The 24,897-nt window shown below is 60.2% G+C and carries 16 protein-coding genes; 5 read left to right on the plus strand and 11 right to left on the minus strand.

What is annotated here, in order from left to right; all coding sequences use genetic code 11:
- Nucleotides 1-326: 326 nt before the first annotated feature.
- The 4 genes from FPL22_RS14455 to FPL22_RS14470 all read left to right on the plus strand — a co-directional run bounded on the left by FPL22_RS14455 (nucleotide 327) and on the right by FPL22_RS14470 (nucleotide 8,865).
- Complete coding sequence (locus FPL22_RS14455) at nucleotides 327-3,716, plus strand: CBM96 family carbohydrate-binding protein (protein WP_144353696.1); 3,390 nt, start codon at nucleotides 327-329, stop codon at nucleotides 3,714-3,716.
- A 184-nt stretch (nucleotides 3,717-3,900) separates the two neighbouring features.
- The gene (locus tag FPL22_RS14460; protein WP_144353697.1) at nucleotides 3,901-5,787 is read left to right on the plus strand and encodes a GntR family transcriptional regulator; all 1,887 of its coding nucleotides are present in this window, start codon (nucleotides 3,901-3,903) and stop codon (nucleotides 5,785-5,787) included.
- A 288-nt stretch (nucleotides 5,788-6,075) separates the two neighbouring features.
- Nucleotides 6,076-6,840 (plus strand): GDSL-type esterase/lipase family protein, encoded by a 765-nt coding sequence (locus FPL22_RS14465; RefSeq protein WP_238991426.1) that lies wholly within the window; start codon nucleotides 6,076-6,078, stop codon nucleotides 6,838-6,840.
- Between the two features lie 66 nt (nucleotides 6,841-6,906).
- The gene (locus FPL22_RS14470) at nucleotides 6,907-8,865 is read left to right on the plus strand and encodes an MFS transporter (protein ID WP_144353698.1); all 1,959 of its coding nucleotides are present in this window, start codon (nucleotides 6,907-6,909) and stop codon (nucleotides 8,863-8,865) included.
- Between the two features lie 56 nt (nucleotides 8,866-8,921).
- Here FPL22_RS14470 and FPL22_RS14475 read toward each other — a convergent pair whose 3' ends face one another.
- From FPL22_RS14475 to FPL22_RS14525, 11 genes are all read right to left on the minus strand, one after another.
- A complete protein-coding gene (locus FPL22_RS14475; RefSeq protein ID WP_162525320.1) occupies nucleotides 8,922-9,731 on the minus strand; it encodes a PEP-CTERM sorting domain-containing protein in 810 nt (269 codons plus the stop codon).
- A gap of 68 nt (nucleotides 9,732-9,799) precedes the next feature.
- Nucleotides 9,800-10,732 carry a helix-turn-helix transcriptional regulator gene (locus tag FPL22_RS14480; RefSeq protein WP_144353700.1) on the minus strand — a complete coding sequence of 311 codons (933 nt, stop codon included), beginning with the start codon at nucleotides 10,730-10,732 and terminating at the stop codon, nucleotides 9,800-9,802.
- A 25-nt stretch (nucleotides 10,733-10,757) separates the two neighbouring features.
- A complete protein-coding gene (locus tag FPL22_RS14485; protein ID WP_144353701.1) occupies nucleotides 10,758-11,777 on the minus strand; it encodes a hypothetical protein in 1,020 nt (339 codons plus the stop codon).
- A 24-nt stretch (nucleotides 11,778-11,801) separates the two neighbouring features.
- On the minus strand, nucleotides 11,802-13,721 hold the full coding sequence (locus tag FPL22_RS14490; RefSeq protein ID WP_144353702.1) for a sialate O-acetylesterase: 1,920 nt from the start codon (nucleotides 13,719-13,721) through the stop codon (nucleotides 11,802-11,804).
- A gap of 198 nt (nucleotides 13,722-13,919) precedes the next feature.
- The gene (locus tag FPL22_RS14495; protein ID WP_144353703.1) at nucleotides 13,920-15,080 is read right to left on the minus strand and encodes a PA14 domain-containing protein; all 1,161 of its coding nucleotides are present in this window, start codon (nucleotides 15,078-15,080) and stop codon (nucleotides 13,920-13,922) included.
- Between the two features lie 41 nt (nucleotides 15,081-15,121).
- The gene (locus FPL22_RS14500) at nucleotides 15,122-15,574 is read right to left on the minus strand and encodes a biopolymer transporter ExbD (protein ID WP_144353704.1); all 453 of its coding nucleotides are present in this window, start codon (nucleotides 15,572-15,574) and stop codon (nucleotides 15,122-15,124) included.
- A gap of 3 nt (nucleotides 15,575-15,577) precedes the next feature.
- Nucleotides 15,578-16,006, minus strand: coding sequence for an ExbD/TolR family protein (locus tag FPL22_RS14505; RefSeq protein WP_144353705.1), 429 nt, complete (start codon nucleotides 16,004-16,006; stop codon nucleotides 15,578-15,580).
- Between the two features lie 21 nt (nucleotides 16,007-16,027).
- Entirely contained in the window at nucleotides 16,028-16,840 is an 813-nt protein-coding gene (locus FPL22_RS14510; RefSeq protein ID WP_144353706.1) for a MotA/TolQ/ExbB proton channel family protein, read from the minus strand.
- Nucleotides 16,841-16,861: 21 nt separating this feature from the next.
- The gene (locus tag FPL22_RS14515) at nucleotides 16,862-17,674 is read right to left on the minus strand and encodes a tetratricopeptide repeat protein (protein ID WP_144353707.1); all 813 of its coding nucleotides are present in this window, start codon (nucleotides 17,672-17,674) and stop codon (nucleotides 16,862-16,864) included.
- Nucleotides 17,671-20,325: a tetratricopeptide repeat protein gene (locus tag FPL22_RS14520; protein WP_144353708.1), complete on the minus strand. Its 2,655-nt coding sequence runs from the start codon at nucleotides 20,323-20,325 to the stop codon at nucleotides 17,671-17,673. The genes FPL22_RS14515 and FPL22_RS14520 overlap by 4 nt, the downstream gene beginning before the upstream one ends.
- 193 nt (nucleotides 20,326-20,518) lie before the next feature.
- The gene (locus FPL22_RS14525; RefSeq protein WP_144353709.1) at nucleotides 20,519-21,829 is read right to left on the minus strand and encodes a glycosyl hydrolase family 28 protein; all 1,311 of its coding nucleotides are present in this window, start codon (nucleotides 21,827-21,829) and stop codon (nucleotides 20,519-20,521) included.
- A gap of 370 nt (nucleotides 21,830-22,199) precedes the next feature.
- Between FPL22_RS14525 and FPL22_RS14530 the strand changes: the two genes are divergently transcribed.
- Entirely contained in the window at nucleotides 22,200-24,833 is a 2,634-nt protein-coding gene (locus tag FPL22_RS14530) for a WD40/YVTN/BNR-like repeat-containing protein (RefSeq protein ID WP_144353710.1), read from the plus strand.
- Nucleotides 24,834-24,897: the final 64 nt, after the last annotated feature.

Raw genomic sequence — 24,897 nt, forward strand, 5'->3', positions numbered from 1 at the left:
CGACTCTTGTTGGTAACCCAACCCCCGCTCAACCGAGCGGGGGTTGTTTTTCTATGTAGTCAGGAAGTGAATACGCAACCAACCAACTGCTCAGCCTTCATTGTAAATATTTTTACAGATATTGATGCCATTTGTTTAAATTACTTCATTTAAGAATTCGGGCGCAGCCAGAGGGATATTGCGTGAGGGGTTTTGGGGTGTGTTTGCATGGGATGCTTTCAAGTCGGTCGCCCACCGACGCCGTGTTTTCCATCCCCAATTTGGAAACACAGTCATTCGGGCGCGATGGACTTTTCACCCTGCGCTTAACCCCTGAAATGATTCGCATGAAAACACATGACTCGGGCTGGAATTCAGCCCTTAAGACCGGGAAACGACTGGCGGCTCGCACCCTGATTATCATCGGTAGCTCCGGATTGCTGACAGCGGATGCCCTCGCTCTCACCGGCACGATAAACGGATTGGCCAACGATGCGGAGGCACGCAGCAACGGAACCGTCGGCAATGCGGCCGGCAATCCAGGTTTGGTTGGCGGTGTCTCCGGCGTTCAATCGGCGGTGGTAAATATGTTTCAGATTCCCGCCGCCATTCTGAGCGATCCAACGCAGCAGTTTTCGGCGGCAACGTATGGTATGAGGACAGGCTTCATGTCGTCGTTCGCCTTTAATGGAGACCTTTATGGTATCGGATTTAGCACTACGAGTGCGGCGGTGGATCCGACGGACTATTACGGCGGGTCTCTGGATGCGGCCAGCACGCTCATTCAGGATAATTTCATCACGGGGAGCACGCCTTCCTACACCGGAGTCAGCACTTCGAATGCGGCCTTGGTCAGTTACTTGAACAACCAGTTGAATGCGGCTCGCGAGTCGGGTGCATCGACTGCTTATGTGTTTTTCCGGGTGAACCCGGACGCCTACGTTTATTGGAACTCCTACCAGCTCGGCACGACCGAGGGCGGCGGCTATTACATCCCCACGCTGAACTACACCACGGTGACGGTGCCGCGCTGGACTTCTGTCCCGTTGGGCGGCGGCGGTTATGTGACGGGACTGGTCAGCGACCCGTCGGGTGCGGCCATCTATGCGCGCACCGATGTGGGCGGCGCGTTCCGCTGGGTGCCGACTGGCGATGTCGCGGGCAATGGTGGTTGGGTTTCGCTGAGTGACACCCTGGTGCCTTTCGCCACGGCGGGCGCCACGGCGTTGCATTGCGTGGAAAGTATCGCAGTGGATCCTAGCACGCCCAACCGGCTCTACATGGCGGTGGGCAATCCCAGCATCTCCAGCACGGCCCGCGGCATCTACGGCTCCGATAATCAAGGTGCTAGCTGGTATCTGGTGGGTGCGAGCAACACCTTCGTCATCCAGGGCAACGGCGGCAGTCGCGCCAACGGCGAACGCCTCGCGGTTGATCCCAACAATCCCAACATCCTTTGGTATGGTTCCACGACCAGTGGCCTGCGGAAATTCGTGAAGAGCGGCGGCGTTTGGACGGCTACGCAGATTGCCTCTTCGTCGGTTCCTTTCGGATCGACAAATACGGGGATTACCTTCGTGGCCTGTGATGCGAACAGCGGCAGCACGATCGTTTACGCCGGTGTTTCAGACGCGACTACCGGTGGCGTTTATCGAAGCACGGACGGAGGCACCACGTGGAGCATCGTCGGCGGTGCGACGGTCTTTAATCCGCGTCGTGCGCAGCTGGCCGCCAATGGCACGCTGTATGTGACTGCGGGCACCGCCGGTGTGGCGAAGTTGCCGCGCGCAGGCTCGCTGAGCTTGTTGAGCGGGCTGCCGACCGGTCAGACCTATCACGGTATCGCGGTTGATCCCAATGATGCTACCGGACAAAAAGTTTTCGTCGCATCGATTTCTTCCACCAACATCTCCCGCTCCGCTGACGGCGGCAGCACGTGGACGACGCAGACGACCACCTTCAACGAAGGCCCGTTGACCTCCACGAATCATCAGCGAAAAGAGCCCGACGGCCTTGCTTCGCAGACCGGATATTGGTTTGGAACCACATCGTCGCTGATGGTGACGCCCGGTGACGCCAACGAACTCTGGTTGGGTGATTTCTTCGGAGTTACCCGCACGCGCAACGCGCAGAACCTGGGCACGAATCCCGGCGCCTGGTGGTATACGCTTCAGAAGAATCAGGAGGAGACCGTCGTTCTCTCGCTTAAAAACGCACCGACTGGTGCCAAGTTGCTGACGGGGCTCTCCGATGTCGCGGGCTTCCGATATCTCGACACGACACTGCGTCCGACCGGCGCGGGCGGCAGCAGTATGGGTGCAGCCAACACCACGAGTTTGGATTTCTCCGAATCCGACAACAACGTGTGGGCGCGTTCCACTGTTGCGACCAATCAGAGCTCGGGTTCGGGTGCGGTTTCCATCGACGGCGGTCTCAACTGGACGACGTTTGGCCAGCTGGCCGCACGCAACGTCGCGAACAGCGCTACAGCCGGCTGGGAAGAGTTTGATATCGGTCCTTATCTCAAGAAGCAGCAGGCGGCGGGCGTCACCTCGGTGACCATGGCCGTGCGTTCGAGTCATTGGCTCACGCAGAATAATTATCTTCGCTTCTCGTCCAAAGAAGGCGCGAATCCGCCGCAGCTCGTGCTCAACGGCACCGGCTCGCCGCTCACGCCGACGGCAGACGCGATGGTCTATGCCGGCAACGCATCGACCAATTTCGGTGCGTCCACTGAACTGGCTGCGCAGAATTACTACGACCAGCCTGGTTATGTTCGCTGGAGTTACCTGAAGTTCGACCTCACGGGGCAGCCCGCCATTACCTCGGCCAAGCTGCGCCTGTATCGCCTGGCGTCTGCTGATACGAATTCGTATTCCACGAGTATCTCGTCCACGCCGACCACCACTTGGGTCGAGGGCGATGGTGGCACCGATAATCTGCCGGCGAGCGAGATCACCTGGACCAATAAGCCGACTAACTTCTACAGCACGCCTAGCGCGTTGTGGATGGGAGGCGGTCGTGTCGCGGTCTCGGCGAGCAATCCCACCAACATCGTTTGGATGGGCATCAAGAACGGCGGAAACGCCACGCCGATGTATTACAGCACGGATCGCGGCGTGACTTGGGCTGCGGCTTCGGGCGGACCTAACTCCAATATCACGGGCATTTACACCAACGGCAGCAGCATCTCGCCGTCCGGGCAGCCACTCACGGCAGACCGTGGCAACGGCAACTTCTACGCGGCGGCCTTCGGCGGTGCGGGTCATGTTATCTATCGCAGCACGAACAGCGGCGCCACTTGGACGCAGGTTTCCACGGTGAACAACGGCAACAGTTACAACATGCGCACGCCCCAGCTGGTGGCCGCACCGGTGTCGTCCGCTTATCCCTCGGGCGGAGACGTCTGGCTCTGCGATGATGGCACCTACAATGGCAATGGCGGCGGTCTCTGGCGTTCGGTCGATTCGGCCGGCACTTGGTCGTCCCTTTCCGGGATCGGCAAGGTGACGGCGGTCAGCTTCGGAAAAGCCGCTTCGGGAACCGGCTACAGCGTATTCATCAATGGTTACAAAGCCGGAATCAAAGGCATCTACCGCTCTGATGATTACGGTTCGACCTGGGTGAAGCTGTCCGATCCCACGATCAAGGACATCCTCTCGCTGGCCGGTGACCGTCAGAATCATGGCAAGGTCTTCATCGGCACTGACGGACGCGGAGTGTTCCAGAGTCAGTAATTCAAAGGGGCGTCCGATCCTTGTCCGGTTAATGGTAAAGTCGGGAGGTTTAGACCTCCCGACTTTATTTTTTAACGCCACTTGTCGTCAGCTAATTCATGATTTTGGAAACTTTTAAAACCTATCCTGCGAAACCAGAACAGCGCTTGTGCGCATCGGTTAAATTTGTCTTAGCTCATTGCTCATGGCCACAGGCAAGCTGGTAAGCGACGCGACCCGACAGCTGAACGACTGGCTGGAGGCAGGCAAATTCAAGGAGGGGGATCGCCTGCCCTCGGAGCGCGCCATCGCCAAGGAGCTTGGGGTGAAATATTACGGACTGAACCGTGCGATGGGCCGGTTGATTTCGGAAGGCCGGGTGCTTCGTGAAGGTTACCGTCTCTCGATCGCGGTGGCTCCACGCGTTTCGCGCCGTATGGTTTTCCATCTGATTGTCGCACGCCGCACGCATCACCTCGCAAGTTATCGGAGGGCGGCCGCCAACTTGGATATCGAGCTGGTGGTGCATGATTGGGTCGCGGCCGAGGAGGTCGCTTCCATTCTGAATCAACTGGATTCAAAAGAGACCGCCGGTGTGGTCTGTGATCCGCCTAGCGAATCCGTGCACGCTACCGATTGGCTGCCCGCTGCGCTCCAACTTATCCGTCATGGTATTCCAGTGGTCTGCACCGGAGGCTGGGGATTGAACGGCGAATTGTCCGCCGTGGGCGCCAATGTAAATAACGGCGTTACTCTGGCACTTTCGCATCTTCTGGGGCTTGCTCATCGCGAGCTGGCGCTGGTTACGTTTCCCGCCGGAAGTGAGCGCGAGATGAGTGTGTTAGATTACTGGAACCGGCTTTGCGTGCGCAACCAGCTGGGTTCCTCTACCGAACGCATTTTGCTGCAGCCCTCGTGGCTGACGGAAGAGCGGGATATCGATGACTTGGTGGAGTTGCTGGTCACCGGTCCGTGGAATAATGTAACGGGTCTGGTCATCCTCGTCGGCTACAATACGGACATCCAATCTTTGTTCACCAAACTTGCCCGCCGAGGACGGCGGGTGCCCGAATCACTGTCGGTGGTGGTCGTGGGTAATGCGAAGGCTTTGGCGTCCGCCGAGCCCCGCGTCAGCGCGGCGGGTTTTGACATGGTGCTTTGGTTTGAACTGACCTTCGACCTCCTTTTGCGCGAAGTTCACGAACAACGTCAGTTGGGCGTGCCGCGTGAGCCGTCGAGTATTCAAATGATGCCACGCCTGGTGGTGCGCGAATCGACGCGGGCATTGGAAGGAGCGGAGCTTGGCCCGAAGGCGGCCGCGTTCACGAGCGAATCGGCGGCTGTCACCAAGGACATCGCGCATTTGGAGCGTCTGGCAAAGCAGCCGTATCCGCTCGCTGCGAAGGCATCGCTTTCGGAGCTTCCGCGGTTTACCCCGGTGGATCTGCGTCCTTTCGTCAATCGTCCGCTAATTTTCCGCCGCGGCTGGCTGGGCGACATTCCGTTGCGCTGCCTCGCGCCGGGCACGCACGAAATTCAGGGCGTGCCATTTGAAATTCTTGGAGGCCCCAACCGTGCGAATGGTGGCGCGGTTATTTTCCAGTCGACGACCAATACTACTGGAAATGCGCGAAAGCTTCCGGATCGCCTGGTCATTCCGATCAACGGTCCGGTCGAGGCCGTTTATATTTTGCACGGATGCGGCTACGCAAAACCGATGCAGCCTTTCGCGCATTACCGTTTTCATGCGAATAAGCGCGTGATCGGAAACGTTCCGTTGGTCAGCTTGGGGTGGATGCATGCGGCGGCGAGTGGTGATCCCGGTTTGGATAAGGAAAAACCGAGCGCCAATATCCAGGACTGGTGGCCTGATTTTCTTCACCAAGATTTCCCCCATGCGCGTGTGGTTCCCTTGTTGGAAAACGATGAAACCAACCATGTGAACCGGCATGTTTTTCTCTATACGCTGGAGTGGATCAATCCCACGCCGAAGCAGCCGCTCACGCACATTGAAATCCAGGCTGATCCCACGGTGCCCACGACGTTGGGCCTGCTGGCGATAACGGTGGTGAGGCCTCGCACTCCGGTTTAAAGTGTTCGCGCAAAACGTCGCGGTTGAGAGGCGCGTTAGAGGTTTGTTGACCGGCCGGGATGCGCGCGCGTCCCGGCTTTTTTTGCGGGCGGTGATACGCCTCTTAATTGTTCAAACATCTGCATAAGGATCGCTTGGGGTTCGGGAGGTTTCCGTTGCCGAAGAGGTGATCGCCTATGGATTAGCTTGGATCCCTTACCCCCTGTATTCCCCTTTTTGCCTGAGTGCAGTGCTTCCTGCTTCTGCGCCCACAGTCGGTATGGCTCAAAACCCGTTATGACCCCTCGAATGAAATCTCTCTGCGGCGTTATCGCTGCGCTGTCTTTGGTGTTGTCGGTGCCAATGGCGGTTCATGCCCAGCCTGCCGGCGGGTTTGATCCGAAGACGTTGGCCCAGGCGCCCCAAGGCAAGCCATGGGAACCGGCTTGGGGCTTCTGGGCCCAGGCGACGCCCGAATCGTGGCAGCAGACGCATTGGGGCTTCGTTAACCAGGCAAAGAAGGGCGGGGTTGATGTGCTGTTCCTGGGTGACTCGATCACCAAGGGCTGGGCGGGAGCCGGCAAAGAAGTCTGGGCGCAACATTACCAGCCGCTGAAGGCACTCAACATCGGTATTGGCGGAGACACTACACGCCAGACCTTGTGGCGTCTTGAAAACCAGGCGATGGAAGGCATCCAGCCCAAGGTCGTGGTGCTGATGATCGGCGTGAACAACATTTTCACAGCCACGGGCACCGACGAGGAAATCGCCCAAGGCATCGCCGAGATCATCAAGCAGATCCACGCCAAGCGTCCGGCGGCCAAGGTTCTCCTGACGAGCGTATTGCCTTTGGGTAATGCCGGGCAGAGTGCGCGGGCGGCGAAGATCAACCGGCTGGTGGCCGCGAAGCAGCCATCGTTTGTGCGCTTTCTGGATCTGACCGGAACGTTTCAGGGAGCGGACGGCAAGGTCGTCGCGGAGCTTTACACGGCCGACTTGGTGCACCTGGCCAAGCCCGGCTACGAGGCCTGGGACAAAGCGATGCGTCCCGTGTTGATTGCGATGCTGCGCTAAACGGCCTGTGCGCCCGCTTTGTTTTAACCCGTCTGTCCGCCCCTGATTGTCGAAGAGTATGCCCGTATGAATGAGTCTCCGCTAAGACCAATTGCCGCATCTGGAATCCAGCCTGCCAAGACTTGGCACTGTGGAACGCTGACCTACACCAAGGCGGGGATCATCACGCTGTTCACCTTCCTGTTGTTCGGGAGTTTCTCGTTCAATCTGATGATGACGGTGGTGCCGAGCATCCTGCCGTTGAAACTCAAGAGCCTCGGGGCGTCTGATGTGCTGATCGGCATGCTGCTCACCAGTATCTTTCCGATGTTCGGCTTGGTGATCTCGCCGTATCTGAGCTTCAAGAGCGATTATCTGAGAACGCGGTGGGGACGCCGCAAGCCGTTCTTCTTTTTCACGCTGCCGTTCGTCACGCTGAGCATTCTGGCGCTCGCATTTTCCGAGGACATCGCGCGTCTGATGCAAAGTTCCGGTTTGCTCGCCAACCTGACGCCAACTGCCGCGGCGATCGGTGTCATGAGCGTGTGTATCGTGGCGTTTCAGTTCTCCGACGTGGTGATCGCCTCAGTTTATAATTACATTTTCAACGACACGGTTCCCGTCGCGCTGACCGGCCGGTTTTTCGGTCTGATGCAGATGGTCGGAGCCTCGATCGGCTTCCTCTACAATTATTTCATCTTCAAATACGCGGAGAGCCACATGAAGGAAATCTTCGTGGCGACCGCGCTGGTGTATTTTGTCGGCATCGGGTTGCTCTGTATCTTCGTGAAAGAGGGCGAGTATCCGCCCGTTAACGAAAAGGAGAAGGTTAACACGCGGGGTCTGGCGGGGCTCAAGACGTTCTTCCGCGAAAGCTTCTCACATAAGTTTTATTGGACGAAGTTCATCTACTCGATGTCGCCTGCGCTGGGTGCGGCGCTGTGGCCGTTCGGCATTTTTTATTACAAGGAGATGGGCCTGTCGCTCGATTACATCGGGAAGGCCAGTGCCGTGACCGCACTGGCGGGCATGATCGCCGCCTACTTTGCCTCGGTCTATATCGATCGCTGGCATCCGCTGCGCATTCTGGCCTATTCCGGCGTGTTCGCGGCCACGCTTTCGGTGGGCGGCTGGGTCTGGGCTTTTGTGACCCTGCCACCGGCGGCATTCTTCTGGCTGAACATGCTGGGCGGCGGGTTGATCGGCGTATTTCACGGTGCGCTGTGCGGAGTGGCCGCCGTGCCGTTTGACATGCGCCTGCAGCCCAAGTCGCGCTACGGCCAGTTTTGCTCGGCGCAATCGATCGTCACGAATGCCTGCAAGATGGTCGCCGGTGCGGCGGCCGGATATTACTTCTACGCGCTTAAAACGTATTTTTTCAGCGGCTCGGACTACGCCTATCGTTTCAACTTCGTGTGGTCGGCGGTGGCCAGCATCGTGATGGGTTATGTCATCTACAGTCTCTACCGCCAGTGGCAGGCTCTCGGTGGCGACCTTCGTTTTAATCCGCCTGCGCCGTGGTCCGAAAAAGGCTACGAAGAAATGGAGCGGCCGTTGTTTGTGGGCACCCAGGTGCGCTGGCTCAATTATGCATTGAGTATGACGAATCTGGTGATGTTCAGCACCCTAGCGTTCATGATTTGGGTGGCTTACTGGCTGTGGCACATCGACTGGACGACGGCCTTCCATGTTTACGTGTTCGGATTGGTGCCGGTGTCGGTGCTGCTCTATCTGTGGTGGGTCAAAGTGGAGCGCGCGATCAAGGCCGATGTGGCTCGTTGCGTGGCGGGCGAATCACCGAAGGACGGCATTCCGCATCATGGTATCTTTTTCGTGAAAGCCATCGTGTTGCTCCTGGGCATGCCGGTGAAGATCGGCCTCATGATCGTGGCCATGCAGGAAGGGCTGCACAATGGTGTGATCGTGTTCGGCATCGGGGCGCAGGTGGCCGATCTCGGCGTGATCCTCGCGGTGTTGATTTTGCGCCGCATGGAGCGCGGCAATGATCCAATGCTTAACTACGACGGACGCAAAGTGGTCGCCTGATAAATAAAAAACCCGGCGCGAAGCCGGGTTTTTTTATGCGGGTCGTTGACGAAGGATCAGGCCTTGGGGCGGCGACGTAAGAGCGCGAGACCGAGAACGGAGGTGCCGAAAAACGCGGCGTAGGTCGAGGGCTCGGGGATGGAGTTGATGGTAAAGTTGTCCACATCCACGGTGGTGTTCGCGGCCGAACCACCGGTATCGAAGATGCGTAGAATCACCGTGGTGTTGGCCCAGTCGAAATCACCTGAAACAGGCACGTTCGAGAAAGTTTGAGAGCCAACGGTGAGCGTAAGCGATGGAGACGTTCCGGTAACGCTGAGAGTGACCGAATAGTGCCCGAATGCGGAACCGATATCCACGCCGGTAGAAGCTGTTTGGTTGGAGCCCGATTGAAGACCTGCGGTTACACTGGCCGAAGTCACAGTGCCGTCCTTAAAGAAACGAACGAGGTCGGTGGTGCCGGTGTTATCGATATTAAAGAGGGCCAGCATATTGTTACTGGCGTTAGTGGAGTCGGCGAAAATGATTCCGATCGATGAGCCTGCGGTCGTGGCGCGGAAATCAAAGTCTATCTTGAGTGGCGAACTCACCGAAAAGGTGGACTGGGTGCCGGTGGTCGTGTCTCCGGGGGTGGTGTCGTAGAGCAAAGCGGCCGCAGTGACCGAAGCGTCCGGGACGTTGTGGATAATGTAGTCATTGGCCACTCCGTTGGATGACTGGGTGTTGATGGGATTACTGGGGCCGAGATTGCGGAAGTTATCCGTGAGCTGGCCTGCGGTTTCGAAATCCAAGGATACTTGGGCGTGAGCCGTCAGTGCGGTGAAAGCGGCCAGCGACAAAAACAAAGAACGGAGGGGAGTGCGCATGAGCCTCATCCTACTCTAAACGAGGGAAAACGTGTTAGCCTGCCGCCTCGTTAAAAATGGAATAATTCTCAGGTCACGCTCTCTGCGAACTGGAACACTCTGGGGGTTTTGCCAGTGCGGCGCTTGAAGACGCGGACGAAGTGGCTGGGATCGGCGAAGCCGCAGTGGTGGGCGATTTCTCCGACCGAGAGCTTGCGGGCGTGAAGCATGGCCTTGGCGCGTTCAATGCGAACCCACTCGATGTAAGCGGTGAGATTGTCGCCGGTGTGGCGTTTGAATTCACCGCTGAGATAGTTTGGGTGGCAGCCGGCGTGCGCGGCAATGTCTATCACGCGGCAAGACTGGCCGAAGCGTCGCGCGACGAATTTGATCGCGGTGCGCACGAGCGGCGGGGCGTTGTGGTGGGTGATCCAGTGAACGTTTTTCCTGAGCGGCGGGTAGCGTTCGACCGGAATTGCGAGAGCTTCACACCACAGGCGGACCGACTCGACCACGGTGCGAAGGCGCTCCTGGTGCGCGGCGATATCGGCCTCGCGGATACGGGACACCGCTTTCCATGCGGCGAGATGATGGGAAGGATCGATGGCGCGTCGCTGGCAGTAGCGGTGCAGCCGGCGGAGTGACTCGGGTTCACGTTCGATGACGACCACGGAGCCATAATAAAACACGCCGAGCACGGCGCCGCTGACGATGAGCGGCTCGACCAAGTCGAAGAGTCCGAGATGACACAGACCGCCGAAGCCCTTCGCGCGGTGAATGGCCATGCGGTTGGCCGCGCCTTTATTGATCGAGCAGTCGCGTGCTCCCGCGCTGTCGGTCTTCGCATACATGCATGCGGCGCAGGTGTGGATCTCGTAGGATATGGGCAGGAGTAACTGAGGGTAGTCGATAGTAACGCCGGTGAAATCTTCAAAGCTGGCCCGGAGTGGAGCGGTGGCGTTGAGCAGGTCCAGGGTGCGCTGGAACAACGAAGCGGCGGCGGTGGGCGGGGTTATAGTCACGTGCTGCGCCAAGCTGCGAATCGTATCAACCGGTCGTGGGCGCAGGGTGGCCGTAGATGCCGGATTTTTCACGACGGCCCATGCCTTCGTGGACGAGACCGTCCATCTTGAGCACGCGGTAGTGCTCGAACTTCAGATCGATCAGCGCGTTTCCATCGAGCAGTCCGTCCCACGTGCGACGGAGCGGGTCGGCGTAAAGGCCTTCGCCGTAGAGTGAATGGCCGCCGCAGACATCGACGTTGACCGCGCCGTAGTCCTGCAACGCGCGGGCGATGACTTTGGCCGCGGGTGAAAGGCCAAGCGTTTCGAGGTTAAGTGCGGGATCGAGCTGCACGACGGCGCCTTCAGGCAGACCCTCATCCCAGCCGCCGTCGGTCCAGCAGGCCGGCGGGTTGACGAAGCGTTGCAACGCGGAGCACTGGGTGGCGAAGGCGAGTTTGTGGGGGATGACCCCTGCGACCACGTCGTCATGCATGATCGTGCCGGCGAGAATCGGCACACCCGCGGCGCGGGCGGGGCCGTAGGGATGGATGCTCTCGCCGTTGTGCACGGTGAACTCGGCGCGATCGAATACGCCGGACCCGTCGGCGCGATACTTCATGCCGGAGTTGCATTCCCATTCGCCATCGGGGCGGATGCGCACGGCCCACATGTCCCAGATCCAGCCGTTCTGCCAATCAACGAGGGCGATGTGGCTGTCGCTTTCAGGGTCGGGCCGCGCGTGGGCGGGAATCGGAATGAGGCCGGCCTCCGCATCGGCGGCGAAGTCACGACCGTGGCCGAACGGATGCTTCGCGTGGAGGTAAGCCGTGCTGCGTGCCAAACAGCCCGGGCTGCCCGGATGAAACCGACGATGAATGCGGCGACGCGGTGTCGAAGCATCGACCTCGTAGATCGGAATGGTCCACTGGTTAAGATTGAGCCAGAAGCCGCGGTCGTCGTGCTTCGCGAGAAAATCCAGCATCGGGTGCGAGGCCGGATCGATGGCGTGATTGGGGCCGATGGGTTGATTCCAGAAGCTCGTGTCGTTGAAAAAACGTTTCATGGGGTGGGAAACGGTGGGGTGATGTTACCAACGATCCGAGCGGAACGGACTCGCGGGCAGGCCGGTGGGGCCGGCGAGATTGCAGCCCTCGGGGTTGTCGGCCCAAGCGTAGCGCACGGCGGCGGGACGGGTGACGGCGGGATGGCTTACGACTACATCCGCTCCGTCGATACGTGCGGTAGCGGGGTGGAACACGCGGTCTTCTCCGGCGATGAAGAATAGGCGCGGGGGTTGACCGTCAGTGGTGGTGAGACGGGCGCCGGCATCGTTAAAGCGGCAGCGGGCGGAGCCATCGGCGTCGATCACGAGCGAGGCGAAGAGCGGGCCGTTGGGGACGAGGTCTCGGCCGTAAGTGCGCGCGAGCGCGCTGGTGGCGAGACGTTCGCCGACAGGAACTTTGTCCTTCGGGTGAATATCGCCGGCTTCACCGACGTCGATGGTGATGGCCATGCCGGTGTGGGGCAGGGTGAGTGCGGCGGCCTGCGCTTCGCGGAAGTGGGCCCAGTGACTGGCGGCTTGGTATTCCTTGGCGGCTTGGAAACCGGGCAGCTGCACCAGATGGAAAGCGAGGTCGGCCTGTCCCCATTGGCGGCGCCAATCGAGGATAAGGTCCTGCATGAGCCGCTTGTAAATCGCGGCTTCGCCGGCGTTGCCTTCGCCTTGATACCAGATGACTCCGCGCAAGGCGTAGGGCACGAGCGGCCGGAGCATGTTGTCGAAAAGCATATTCGGCGAGTTGCGCTCACCGTGGCCCATGAGATGCGTCTCGGTCACGAGTCCCAGGTTGTGTTCGCACTGGTAGCGCCAGTCGCCGGCCAGCGGAAGGTGGGCGTCGGGCGCGTCGGCGGGGCCGATATGCAGGGAGCTGTCGGCACCGATGATGCCGCCGTCATAGATAAATGAATACGCGCGCACGGCGATGAGCAGCGTGCGGCCGGTGACGACGGCAGCGGGGACGGTGTAAACGCGCGGGGTGTTCCAGTATTGATCTTCCTGGCCCTTGCCCGTGCGGCCGACTTCGATGCCGTTGACGTAGGAGATATCCTGTTTGTCGACGCCGCCTAAATGCAGCTGCAGTTCGCGACCGACCCAGGCCTGCGGGATCTCGACGGTGCGGCGGAACCAATAGACGCCCGAATGTTTATGGCCGGCGGATTGCCATGTGCCGGGAAGACTCATCGTCGGCCAGGTGGCGTCTGCGAAATCGGTCTGGTGCCAGCCGAGGGCGAGGCTCGTGTTGCCGGGGTCTTTCGGGGTGCCGCTCACGCGACCATCTGATCCGGGGGATTCCATGAGCGCCCAGCGATCATCGCTCCAGGCCTGCGCCTCGTAACGGGCGAGCCAGTCGCTCACCTCGGGGTTAAGCGCGAGCGCGGGACGGCTGAGCCAACTCTGGATGATGCTGCCGCCCCACGAGGACGAGATGACACCGACGGCTACGCCAAGTTCGCTATGAAGACGACGGGCGAAGACGAACGCGGCGGCGGAGAAAGTCCCCGCGACCTCGGGCGTGGCGACCTGCCAGTTGCCGCCCACGCTATGTTGCGGTCCGAGATGGGCGCGGGTGGGGACGGTGAAAAAACGGATCTCGGGGAAGTCGGCCGTGGCGATGACTTCGGCGGTGAGTGGAAGACAGGCGTTGAGCCGCATCTCCATGTTGGACTGACCGGAGGCGAGCCAGACCTCGCCGACGAGCAGGTCGTGAACCGCAATACTCTCGCCGGTTTTGACGACGGTCACGGTCAGCGTGTGAGGACCACCGGCGGGCAGCGCGGGTAATTGCACGAAGAAACCGCCCGCGGCGTTGCTGAGCGTGCAGGCGGTGTTGCCGGCGAGCGCGACACGAATTTTAACCAAGGGCGGAGCCGAGCCCCAAACCGGGAGGGGCCGGTCGCGTTGCAACACGGCGTGATCTTGGAAAAGCGAGGCGAGTTGAAGGCTCATGGGGAAAGGTCCGTCGAACGAACGCGCAGATCGGAACGGATGCAGTTCAAGGTCATCGTTGCGGACGGAGGCAAATACTCAGCACGGCGGCCGTGAGTGAGCGAGAACAGTGTAAGCCGTGAAAAGCCACGGCTGACGTAATCTCAGGTCATTGTTTGAACAACGCCGGCAGGGGTGAATTTCCCCGGTGTTGCCGCGTTACCGATTGGTGGTCTGAGGAGGCGCGATGGCGCGCCAGATCGGGCCGTCCGGCATGAAGGGAAGCGCGCTTCGACTCGAAGCGGTTTTACTGTCCGCTATGCGAAAAATCGGGAGAAGGGGATTGCCCAGCGAATCTTTTTCGTAGGTCACCCCTTCCTGTTCGAAGAGCAGCATGGCGCTGAAGAGGCCGCCCGGACCTTCCGCCAAAACGATGTCGATATCGTAGTAAAGACCGGCACGCAGTTCGAGGCGATTGCCGACGACGACGCCGCCGCGGTTGCTGGTGATCCATCCTTTGGCGACAAAATCGTAGGAATAATTAGCCGATTTGGGGCGGTCGGTTTTGAAGTCGGAAACGGCCTTGCCGCCGGCGTCGAGCGCGAGTTTTCCGTCGATTCGCACCGCTATGATATCATCGCCCACACCGACAAAACGGTAGGCTCCGGTGACGGGCGGGCTGACCTTGCCCCGGTAGTGGGCGAGCCAGGCTTTAGGTTGGACTTCCTTTTCCACTCCGTAGGCCTTCGGTGCTTCGTTGGCGGACATGACCGGGACGAAAATCTGCGTGGCGTAGAGCGCGGTGGGCGCCTGGTAGAACTTGTAAAGCGAGCTGCTCGACCATCCCGATTTGATAAAGGACGTGACTTCCTTGGCGGCGAGAACGCCCGGCCCGACCTTTTCGACGTCGGGGTTGGGCTTTCCCGTGCGGAATTGTTTCAGATCGTAAAGGCGTCCGACCAGTGTGCCGCCGGTCTGGGCCTCCTTGAAGCCGAACAAGGGCATGATCGGAGACTTGAGGTTGCCGAGACCGGCGCCCGCGCCGGCTCCGCTGCCGGAGCCGCCCAAACCACCGGCGGACGAAGGACCGCCGGGACCGCCGGTGCTCATGGGCGGAAGGTCGGGCAGCGTGACGGACGAGGCGGCGGATTCCACGACGAGACGTTTGTTCAACGTATCCAGTTTGGGCTGGGTGTTGGACATCTTCACCGAACGCATGGTGTCGGCGGGGCCGGACGGATTTCCACCGCCTTGGAAGTTGGCCTTGCGCGCCGGCTGCACGGAACTGACGACCCAGATGGTGGCGCCTCCGAGGATGAACACATGGACGATGATGCTGATCATCATCGAACCCGCGCCGGCCCTTTTGAGGTAGCGCATGAAGGTCGTTTTGAAATTACTCATGGGGCGTTGCTTTAAACTCAGAAGCCGTCGTCGACGGTGAAGGTGACGTTGTCCACGGAGGCGGCGGCGAGGGCGTTGAGCACATCGATCGTGCGGTAGTAAGGCGCCTTCGCATCACTCGAGATGGTGATCAATAACTTGGTCTTGGCGTTGTCGGCGTTTTCCTTGAGGCGTTTGAGCGTGTTGGAAAGGTTGGGCAGCGCGGCGTCGCCGGGGGTGTCGAACGGGGCGTCGTTGAGGAGAACCTGGCCGTTGGCCTCGATGCCGATGGTCTGTTCATCGGGGAGATCGACGGAGGTGGCGGAGGCGATGCCGCCGGGGAGTTTGGTGTTGAGCTCCGCCTCGATCTTGATGGCGGCGGTGAGCGACATGAAGAAAACGAGCACGACGAACACCACGTCGATCATGGGGGCGATTTGGAAGCCCAGGTCAGGGCTGGCTTCGGTGGAACGTCTCTTGCGATGGCTCATGGGTCAGCGAGGGGCGGCGGCGAAGGTGATATCGGCGATGCCGGCGGAGGCTGCGGCCGACATTGCGATGGAGATCTGCTCGGCCGGAACAAGACGGTCGCCACGAATGACGAGACGGTAGTTCGACGAATGCTTTTTGCGTTCGGTGAGAATGGGCACGACGGTATCGAGCCGCTCGTAACCGACATCCTCGAAGACAAACGTGGTGAGCTGTTTGGCGGCGTCCCAGCGCACGTTGATGATCGACTGGTCGCGGGCGCTTTCCTGTTTCGAGGCGTTGGGCGCGACGGGCAGGCTGATGGATTTGTCCACGCGGGCGACCTGCGAGGTGATGGAACTCATGAAAAAGATGAGCAGCACGAGCAGCACATCGATCATCGGCGCTATTTGGAATTCCGGCTCTTCGCCGTCTCCTGATCCTCCTCCGGCCATGGTGGTGGGGCGGGTTGAGGGTTATGAGTTGGCCGGACGCAAAGCGGCCTGTTTGCGCGGGGGCGCGGGGACAAACGCATCGTTTTCCAAGCGCAGGCCCTGAAGGTGTTCGTAAGGCAGGTGGTGGAAGATGGCGTTGATCTCGACTTGCAGATGGCGGAAGCCCGCGGAGATGCGATTACGCATGACGTAGTAGAACGCGAAGGCGGGGATCGCGACCACGAGGCCGCCGCCGGTGCACACGAGCACGTGGCCGATGGCCTCGGAGAGTTTGGACGGATCGCCCACGCCGGAGGAGCCCAGCGTGTCGAAGGCTTGGATCATGCCGAAGACGGTGCCGGTGAGGCCGACCATCGGCGTGATGACACCGATGACGGAGAGGTAGCTGATGCGGGAGTTGAAGACGCCGCGGACGCGTTCGGTTTCCTCGAAGATGGCGTCGTCGGTGGCGTCTTTGCCGAGACCGACCTTGGTAAACGCGGCGGCGGCGACGTTGCCCAGTGCGGTGTCGCTGGCGATGGCCACGCCGGCGGCGGATTCATAGTCGCCGTCGATGAGGTGCTGGCGGACGGCGGCGAGGACCGGAGGTGGCACGAGCTTGGCTTTGGCGGTGCGGATCACGCCGTCGATAATGAGCCACACCATGAAGACCGAAGAGAGAAACAGGATCAGCATGAACGTCGGACCGGCCAGCATGATCTTGTCGAAAAGGGTCTTGGACTCGGCGAGAGCAACGGTGCCGGCGGGTGCGGCCTCCTGGGCGAACGCAATCGAGGCGAAGCAGCACGCAAGGGTGGAAAGACCGATAAGGCGAAGGGAGCGGAGTGATTTCATGGAGTTATAAAGCGGGTAAAATTAGCGGTTGGCCTCGACGTTTTCAGGTGAGTTCGGAAAACGCGTTTTCAAGGTGGAAAGGGTTTCGGCGGCACGCACGGTGTCGCCAAGTTTTTGATACGCGCGGGAAGCGCCGAGCAGCGCGGCGGGCATGAGCGCGGTGGAGGACGGGGAGAAAACGGGCACCCGCAAATAAGACAGAAGAGCGTCCTCGGTCCGTCCGGATTTTTCGGCGATGAGGCCCTTCATGATCGAGAGTGCGGCGCGGCTGTCCTCGTCGTTTGCGGTGCTTTGCCGGGCGGCGATCCGCGCGTTGGCTTCGTCGGTTTTGCCGGTGTTGACCAGTTGGGTGACGATGGCGAGTTCGCCGCGGAAAAGATCACCAGCAGGCGCTTTGGCTCGACGCATGCGGTCGAGAACGGCGTCGGCATCGGCCTCTTTCCCGAGGCGGGCGAGTGCAATGGCTTTGATCACGGCGCCTTGGTTCCACCATGAACCGGGGACTTCGCGCAGCGGTTCTTGTTCGCGGAGGAGGGGCTCGATTTTTCCGAGGGCGACGGCGGGTTTTCCGGCTTCGAGATCGGCGGCGGCGGCGGCGATACCGGCGGGGGCGGGCCAGTCGATATGATCGAGCGTGGCGATCGGCAGCGTGGTTTCAGCCGAGCCGGCCCCCTCGATTTTGATGGAGACGAGAATGTTGGTCCCCTTGATGCGGGCATCGGAAAGAGGCACCTTGCGGCCGTCCGTGAAATAGAAGGTCTGTGCGTGCGAGAGAGGTGTCCACGCGGTCTCCAGCAAAACGAAGGTGAAGAGAAGGAGGCTTAGGCGCTTCATGAGGAGGAGGGATCGAGGGCCTTGAGACGGGTGCGGGCGACGGCGGTCTGCGGCTGGTCGGCCAGGCGTTCGTTACGGAGCATCTCGTGATAGGTTTTGGCGGCCTCCGGTTTTTTGCCTAGGCTTTCGAAAGCTTGTCCGCTGGCCAGGTAGGACTTGGCAACCCATTCGGGGTAGCGCACGTGACTGACGAAAACGCGTTGATAAAAGATGATGCCCTTGGGGAGATCGCCCTGTTTCACGGCGATTTCGCCGAGGTAAAAAAGGCTGAGTGCGGTGGCCTCTCCGCGCCATTCCTTCGCGCCGGCGATCAACTCGAAAAGCTTGGTGGCTTCGGCGAAGTTGCCCAAGGCAAACTGGCTGCGCGCCTGGCCGACGGTGGCTTCACGCTGGCGATGGGGAGCGCCGGTTTTCTTGATGGCGTCGGTGTAATGCGCGAGCGCGGCTTGCGCATCGTTTTTGGTCAGTGCGAGATCGCCCTGTCCCACGTAGGCGAAGTCGCGGTAATCGGAGTTGGGGAAACGCTCCAGCAGCGCATTGAAGAACAACTCTGCGCGTTCCGTATTGCCGGACTTGAAGAGCGCTTCGCCGGAGACGGCTAGAAGCGGTGCGCTCAATGACTCGGGCGGGGTCTGGGTGCCAATCGAAAGAATGCTGGCATCGGCTTGAGCCTGTTTCCGGGTAAAGCCGAACACGCGCGCCTGATAGTAGAGCACGCGCGCTTTGATCAACGGCGAGGCATCGTCGGCGATATGGAGGCGTTCGCCGAGTTGAACGCTGGGCAAAGGCGCGGGCGGCGCGCCTTCGGGTGTGCGTTGGCGGGAGCGAATCTGCGCCATGAGCTCGATGATTTTTTCAACGTCCTCGTTGGCGGGATTGTCGAGTTGGACGCCGACATGGTCCGCGAGGAAATTCCAGGATTCATCGATCTGGCCGGCGCGGGCTTTGGCGCGGGCGACCCAATAATACCAGCCGAGGGCGAGTTTGCTGTCGGGCTGGCGTTCGATCTGTCCCGAGAAAACGGAGTCGAGCCGCGCCCAGTCGCGTTTTTGTTCGAGCAGGCGGCCGACCTCGTTGAGGGCATACGAGATCACGTCATCGCTGGACGAAGCCGCGGTCGCGCCGAGGTAGGACTCGGTCGCGGCGTCGGTGTCGCCCATCGTTTTTTGCACGTCGCCTTGCAATGAAAGCACCTCGGGCAGGAGGCTGTTTTCCGGAAAACGTTTCTGCCATTCAGCGCAGGCGGTGAGGGCGGCTTTGTATTCCTGATAAGCGAATTTGCAGACCGCCAGGCGGTAGTAGGCGTCGGCGAGATATTCGCTCGACGGGTGTGTATCGATGAAGGCCTGAATGGATTTCTCGGCCTTGGTGTAGCGCTCAACATCGGCGATATCCAGGAACCAGGTGATGGCCGAGCGATAGGCGGCATTGTCGGCCCATTGTCCCTTGGGGTAGTCGCGCACGTAGCGATCGAACATCGCGCGGGCTCCGGCCCAGTCGCTCAGTGAAAACCGGGTCCCGCCGAGCTGGAAGATCACGCGCTCAAGCATGTCGCCTTGGCTGCCGGTCACGGCGACGCCGAAGAAGGCCTCGGCATTTTTGTCGTCTTGAAGCTGCGAGGAAATCTGACCGCCGATCGCGGCGATTTCAGGGGCCAGCGGACTGGTGGGGAACTGGTCGATGAACCGCTGGCACAAGCTCTGGGCCTCCGCCAATTTATTGACCATCTGCCGCGCAAAAATGAGCCCGCGCAACGCATAGGCGCGATCAGGAGATTCGGGGAATTGCGACAGGATTTCGTTGTAGACAACGGTCGCCTCCCACGGGCGGTCGAGCTCCATGTAACACTGGGCCTGTCGCAGCAGGCGCGGGATATCGAAATCGGTTTTTTCCTCGATGAACTTAAGGGCGTCTTGGGCGTTTTTCACGCGGGTGGCCAGAGCGTCGCGGTTGGCTCCGATCACGGAATCCGCGCCGGTGCCTGCGCTGGTGGCCAGTGTGAGTTTATACAGACGTTCGAGTTGTCCGATGCGGCGTCGCTGGGCTTCGATGATTTCATCGCGAAACAACGCGGCCTGGACCAGCTCCAAGGCCTGCGCGGGTTTTTTATCGGCGAGCAGCGAATCGGTGATGCTGAGGGTGAGGTCGAGCACCGAGGCATAGTTGTCAATGCCCTGTGAGCCGGAGCGCTCGCGCAAGTTGCGCAGCGAATCGATGGCGGCGAGGGCCTCGGGCATGCGCTTGGTGGCGATGAACGCCTTGGTGAGCCCGGCACGGGCGTCGTTCAATTGGGCGCCGTTGGGGTAGAGCCTCAGGTAAGTGCGAAAGGCCTCAATGGCTCCATTGTGGTCGCCCATGAGCAGCCGGGCCTGGGCGATGGTGAAATAAATGGATTCGAGCGCGGGGCTGGGCTTGGCCTGTTTCAAGACCTGCTCAAACAGCGTGATGGAGCGGGCGTAATCGCCTTTGTTGTAGGCATCAGCGCCTTGGTTGAATGTCGTTTCAAGCGCCGCTGCGGTCGTCTGTCCGGAGAGGGTGCCCAGGCTGATCGAGGTGATGAGCAAGACTCCCGCGGTGCGCAGGCGGATTTTTCCCGGGCAGGCGCGACCGGTGTTGTGAGTGCCTGATAAAGCGTGACGGGATTTGGGCATCGGCTGAGCGGGTTGGATTCAGTAGCCGGCGGAAGTCGCGGCCCGTGCAGTCACTTCGTTGTCGTGCGGCAGGGCGCTTGGGAACAGCACGGGCGCGGACAAGGCGCAGCTCAAAGGGCTGCGCCCACACAAGGTGGGGTAGGGGTGGGGCATGAAGGGGCGAAAGGCAGATTCTCTAAGCAGCTGTCAGGGGTCAGGAGAAACGGATGTCTTCGGTATTGCGGGTATGCAACTCCAGTTCATCGGCACACATCACCTTTTTTTCATTCAAATAAAAATCCTCGAAATGCACATCGTGCACAGGCTTTTCCGCGGTGTAGCCGCTGATCAGCGAAGTCGAACAGCCGGGATTGAAGTAGGCGTGGATAACGCGAATGTTTTTCAGGTGGATGTTGCGGATGATCCCGCGCTCGGTGTCGCGGTTGTAGCGCGAGCGCACCACGCGGAAGTCCACGAGCTTGTCCCAGTAGTGTTCGACGCGGATGTTTTCCCAGCGGATGTTTTCAACGATGGCGCGGTCGCCATTGTGGATGGAAAACACGGCGCCGTCACCGTGCGCGTTGATGACGTCGATGTCTTCGAAGACGACGTTGCTCACGCGATCGGTGCTGAGTTCGTAGCCAATCTCCATGGCATTTCCGGGCTGGCCGTTGAGGAAGATGCAGTGGCGGACGATGACATTTTCGACGTTATTGGTCCAGTGTAAGACTTTTTCGAATACGCCGGCCTTGATCGCGATGTTGTCGTCGTCGTTGCGCAGGCAGCAGTTTTCGATCAGGACATCGCTGGAGGCGCAGATGTCGATGCCGTCGGAGGACATGCACGAGCCGATCTGCTTGAGCCCGTCCACATGCACGTCGCGACAGCAGGCGAAGACGAGCATCCACGAGGTGGGCTCGATCATGATGATGTCGGAGACTTCGACTCCGGTGCAGTGCGCGAAGATGACGGAACGCACGCGATCGCCCTGGGCGTAGCTGTGATAGCGTCCGTCAAGAATGCCGTGGCCGCGGATCGCGACGTTGGTGGCACCGTTGGAACGAACGAAACCGCGGACGACTGCGCCGCCCTCGATGTAAAGCGTTTCTCCGTTTTTAAGGACGATCTCGCCGGCTTCGTGAATGGCTCCCGCCGCGAAGAAGTGGACGCCCTCCTCACCGGCGGAGGGCTTGTTGATTTCCGGCGCGTTGGCGTAGATGAACAACGGCTTGAGGCCCGGCACGTCGATGCACAAGTTGCGCGGTCCCTCGATCTGAAACTGAATGGTGCGGTTCTCGATCTCGGGAATGATGCCGGCGGAAAGCGGTTTCACCTGGGCATCTGCCGCGGAAGACTCGGCCACGATGGAGATGAGGGTGGGCCCCGTGCATTCAAAGACGGCGAAGTCGGCTTTCTCCGCCAGCAGCGTGGCAACGGGTTCTCCGTTGACCGAGAGGGCAAAGGTAGTGGAGCGCGGCTGCGCGGCGTGATAGCGGTAAAGCGAGGCCGGAGACAGGGTGTTCATCAAGGAGGTGGGGGAAACCGGGCGAGGCAGTGCCCCGCAAAGGTGTGCCCTATCCAAAGCCCGGCGCCCTCAAGGCGGGCAAATGCAGAAGCCGGTCGCCCGGAGAAGCACGGGCCAATGTTCAAACAATGATTTGAGATGCAGGCGTGATGAGTCGCTCGGATGAATGTTTGAACAAAATTATGAGTAACGGCCCAATTTCATTTAAATCTAGTCGCGCCGGCCTGCGTGGCGGGGAGTCTTCGAAGCGCCGTTACCCTTCACCCCGGTCATATCCTGCGCCCTCAGCACGCTTCCTGATGTTCACAATTCATCGGAATCCGCAGCCCGCTCTTTCTGTTTTTTCTTATATAACATTAACCCCGTTACCATGATGATCCCTCGTCTGTTGAATAAACCTCACCGGTGGCTGCTCGCCGGTCTTTGTGCGGCCTCCGCACCGTTTGCTTTCGCGCAGCTTTCACCGACCGCCGAAAATGCGACGCCCGCGTGGACGCCGACCGGCTGGAGCGGCGGTGGCTTTTATTACTCGGCGGCATTTCACCCGAAGCGTGACGGCGTGCTGTTCCTCGGTATGGACGTGGCCGGCGTGGCCAAGTCCACCGATCACGGAAAAACCTTCAAGATGGTGAACAAGGGCCTGATCGACTACGCCATGTATTCGCTGGCGGTTGATTTCAAGAATCCCGACATCGTTTACGCAGGCACCGAAGGCGGTCTGCACAAGAGCACCGATGGCGGCGAGTCCTGGAAGTTCATTCCCGGAACGGAAAAGAAAGGTCTGCACATCACGTCGGAGCGCGGCATCAGTGTGCGTTCCGTCGCCTCCGATCCGACCGATAGCAACATCGTCTATGCGGCGAGCCCCGGCGGTAAAGTTTACAAGAGCACCGACGGAGCCATGACCTGGCGCGTCGTCTATCAGAAGGGTGTCGCGGTCGATACCTTCGCCGGCCTTCGCGTGCAATTCGGCAAGGCCAACGGCGCGTATTTCGGCGGCATCTGGTCACCGCTGGAGTTTCCCAAAGATGCCACTGCCGCCACGGGCATTGGCTTCACGCTGAAGGGCGATGGTTCCACGCCTGAGAAGACGTTTATCAATTTGAAGACCTCCACCGGTCTCTCGTATCGCAGCCGCAGTGTTTCGGAGGTTTTCTCCGATGTGCAACCACGCGATGTCGTGTTCTCGGCCGACGATTTTGTGCTCGATCCGGACTTCGCCAAGAAGTCGCCCGACCTGGCCGCGACTGCGCCCAAGACACCGGATTGGACCACGGTTAACCGCATCGATTTTTCGCGAGTTTCGGCACCGGACGCGGCGTCTGTGTTGAAGATCGCGCGTATCTTCTTTGCGGCCAAGGGAGCCGACGGCAAAGAAGCCAAACTCACCGTGCGTGATTTCAATGCCGACAAAGCAGTGCAGTCCTACGGCAACGTGCGCCTGGGTGAATCCGCCTCCGCCGGTGGCGCCGTCTCCAGCGTCGTGGTCTCCGCTCAAAAACCGACCCGCGTGCTCGCGGCCACTTCGGAGAGCGGCTTGTTGATCAGCGAAGACAAGGGTGAGACGTGGAAGCCGCTGGCCACTCCGGCCAAGGCGATGCACGCCGCCTTCGACCCCGCCAATCCCGATGTGATCTACGGCGCGTTTGCAAAAGAGGGCATTCACAAATCGACCGATGGTGGCGCCACGTGGCAGAAAATCTCCACGAAGCTTTCGCCCAAGTTCTCGGCCCGCGAAATCGCGGTCAACCCGACCAACTCCAAGGAAGTTTATGCCATCGGTTCGGACGGCTGGAATGGCGACTTCTTCTACTCCGTGGACGCAGGTGATTCGTGGACGCTTTCCCGCACGATGAAGACCGATGTCGCTGTTGATCCGACCACGCCAGGCGATGGCGCCTCGGCCGGTTTGAGCGCTCCGACCAACCTCACCATCAATCCTCTCAACCCGAAGGAAATCTTCATCAGTGCCAACTGGCGCCCGGCTTACAGCGCCGACGGTGGCCGCACGTGGGAAGAGCGCGTCAAGGGCGCGGATATCACGGTTCACACCGACATCCGTTTCAGCGGTAACCGCACTTACGCCTCCGCGATGGACGAAGGCACGCTGATGAGCGAAGACCAGGGCAAGACTTGGAAACAACTCTGGCCGCTCAAATACGACGGCGAGTTCTCCGGTCACAACTGGCGTCTGGCCGTGAACAACATCAATGGTGTCGATCGCATCATCGCGACCGTCAGTCCGTGGACCGGCAAGAATTCCACGATTGTTGTGATCAGCGAAGACGGCGGCAAAACCTACAAGCAGACCACGGCCGGTCTGCCAACCTACGAGATCAAGGCGAACACCATGTGGGGCCGCGGTTATCCGCGCGCGCTCGCGGTCGATCCGTCTAACCCGAAGATCGTTTACCTCGGCATCGATGGCGATGCGACCGAAGGCAAACAGGGCGGCGGCGTATTCAAGTCGGTCGACGGCGGCTACACCTGGAAGCAGCTCGAAAACCAGCCCGGCAGCCGTCGCATGTATTACGGTCTCGCGATCGATCCGACGAATCCGAAGCGCATCATCTGGGGTGGCTTCGGCACCAACGGTGGTGTCTACATCAGCGAGGACGGCGGCGATTCCTGGAACTATGCCTTCAAGCAGGACCAGTATCTGTTCAACGTTCACGCCGCTGCGGACGGCACGCTCTACGCCGCGGGCAACAACCTCTGGCGCAGCACCGACCACGGTAAAACGTGGAAGCAGATCACGCAGATCAAGGGCCGCTCGGTGGTCGGTCTCGAAATCGATCCGCGCAACCCGAAGGTCATGTGGATCTCGGCCGTGACGTGGGATGGCAGCTCCAAGGGAGACGTTTTCAAGACCACCGACGGCGGTGTGACCTGGACCGATTTCACCGGCGACATCCAGCATCGCAAGCCGCAGATCCTGCGCTTCAACCCGAAGACCAACGAGCTGTGGTCGGGTCAGACGATGATGCATAAGATTAAGCAGTAATCAGCCAAACCCGGGCGCGCACGAGGCGCGCCCCTACGTCGTAAAGTAGGGGCGCGGCTTGTCC

It is taken from the genome of Rariglobus hedericola (assembly GCF_007559335.1).
GTDB classification, from domain to species: domain Bacteria; phylum Verrucomicrobiota; class Verrucomicrobiia; order Opitutales; family Opitutaceae; genus Rariglobus; species Rariglobus hedericola.

Coding starts and splice junctions, on each gene's coding strand:
- FPL22_RS14465 (WP_238991426.1), top strand. CDS start 6,076: ATGAAATCTCTCTGCGGCGTTATCGCTGCGCTGTCTTTGGTGTTGTCG.
- FPL22_RS14460 (WP_144353697.1), top strand. CDS start 3,901: ATGGCCACAGGCAAGCTGGTAAGCGACGCGACCCGACAGCTGAACGAC.
- FPL22_RS14475 (WP_162525320.1), bottom strand. CDS start 9,731: ATGCGCACTCCCCTCCGTTCTTTGTTTTTGTCGCTGGCCGCTTTCACC.
- FPL22_RS14510 (WP_144353706.1), bottom strand. CDS start 16,840: ATGAAATCACTCCGCTCCCTTCGCCTTATCGGTCTTTCCACCCTTGCG.
- FPL22_RS14525 (WP_144353709.1), bottom strand. CDS start 21,829: ATGAACACCCTGTCTCCGGCCTCGCTTTACCGCTATCACGCCGCGCAG.
- FPL22_RS14485 (WP_144353701.1), bottom strand. CDS start 11,777: ATGAAACGTTTTTTCAACGACACGAGCTTCTGGAATCAACCCATCGGC.
- FPL22_RS14455 (WP_144353696.1), top strand. CDS start 327: ATGAAAACACATGACTCGGGCTGGAATTCAGCCCTTAAGACCGGGAAA.
- FPL22_RS14500 (WP_144353704.1), bottom strand. CDS start 15,574: ATGAGCCATCGCAAGAGACGTTCCACCGAAGCCAGCCCTGACCTGGGC.
- FPL22_RS14515 (WP_144353707.1), bottom strand. CDS start 17,674: ATGAAGCGCCTAAGCCTCCTTCTCTTCACCTTCGTTTTGCTGGAGACC.
- FPL22_RS14530 (WP_144353710.1), top strand. CDS start 22,200: ATGATGATCCCTCGTCTGTTGAATAAACCTCACCGGTGGCTGCTCGCC.
- FPL22_RS14520 (WP_144353708.1), bottom strand. CDS start 20,325: ATGCCCAAATCCCGTCACGCTTTATCAGGCACTCACAACACCGGTCGC.
- FPL22_RS14505 (WP_144353705.1), bottom strand. CDS start 16,006: ATGGCCGGAGGAGGATCAGGAGACGGCGAAGAGCCGGAATTCCAAATA.
- FPL22_RS14490 (WP_144353702.1), bottom strand. CDS start 13,721: ATGAGCCTTCAACTCGCCTCGCTTTTCCAAGATCACGCCGTGTTGCAA.
- FPL22_RS14470 (WP_144353698.1), top strand. CDS start 6,907: ATGAATGAGTCTCCGCTAAGACCAATTGCCGCATCTGGAATCCAGCCT.
- FPL22_RS14495 (WP_144353703.1), bottom strand. CDS start 15,080: ATGCGCTACCTCAAAAGGGCCGGCGCGGGTTCGATGATGATCAGCATC.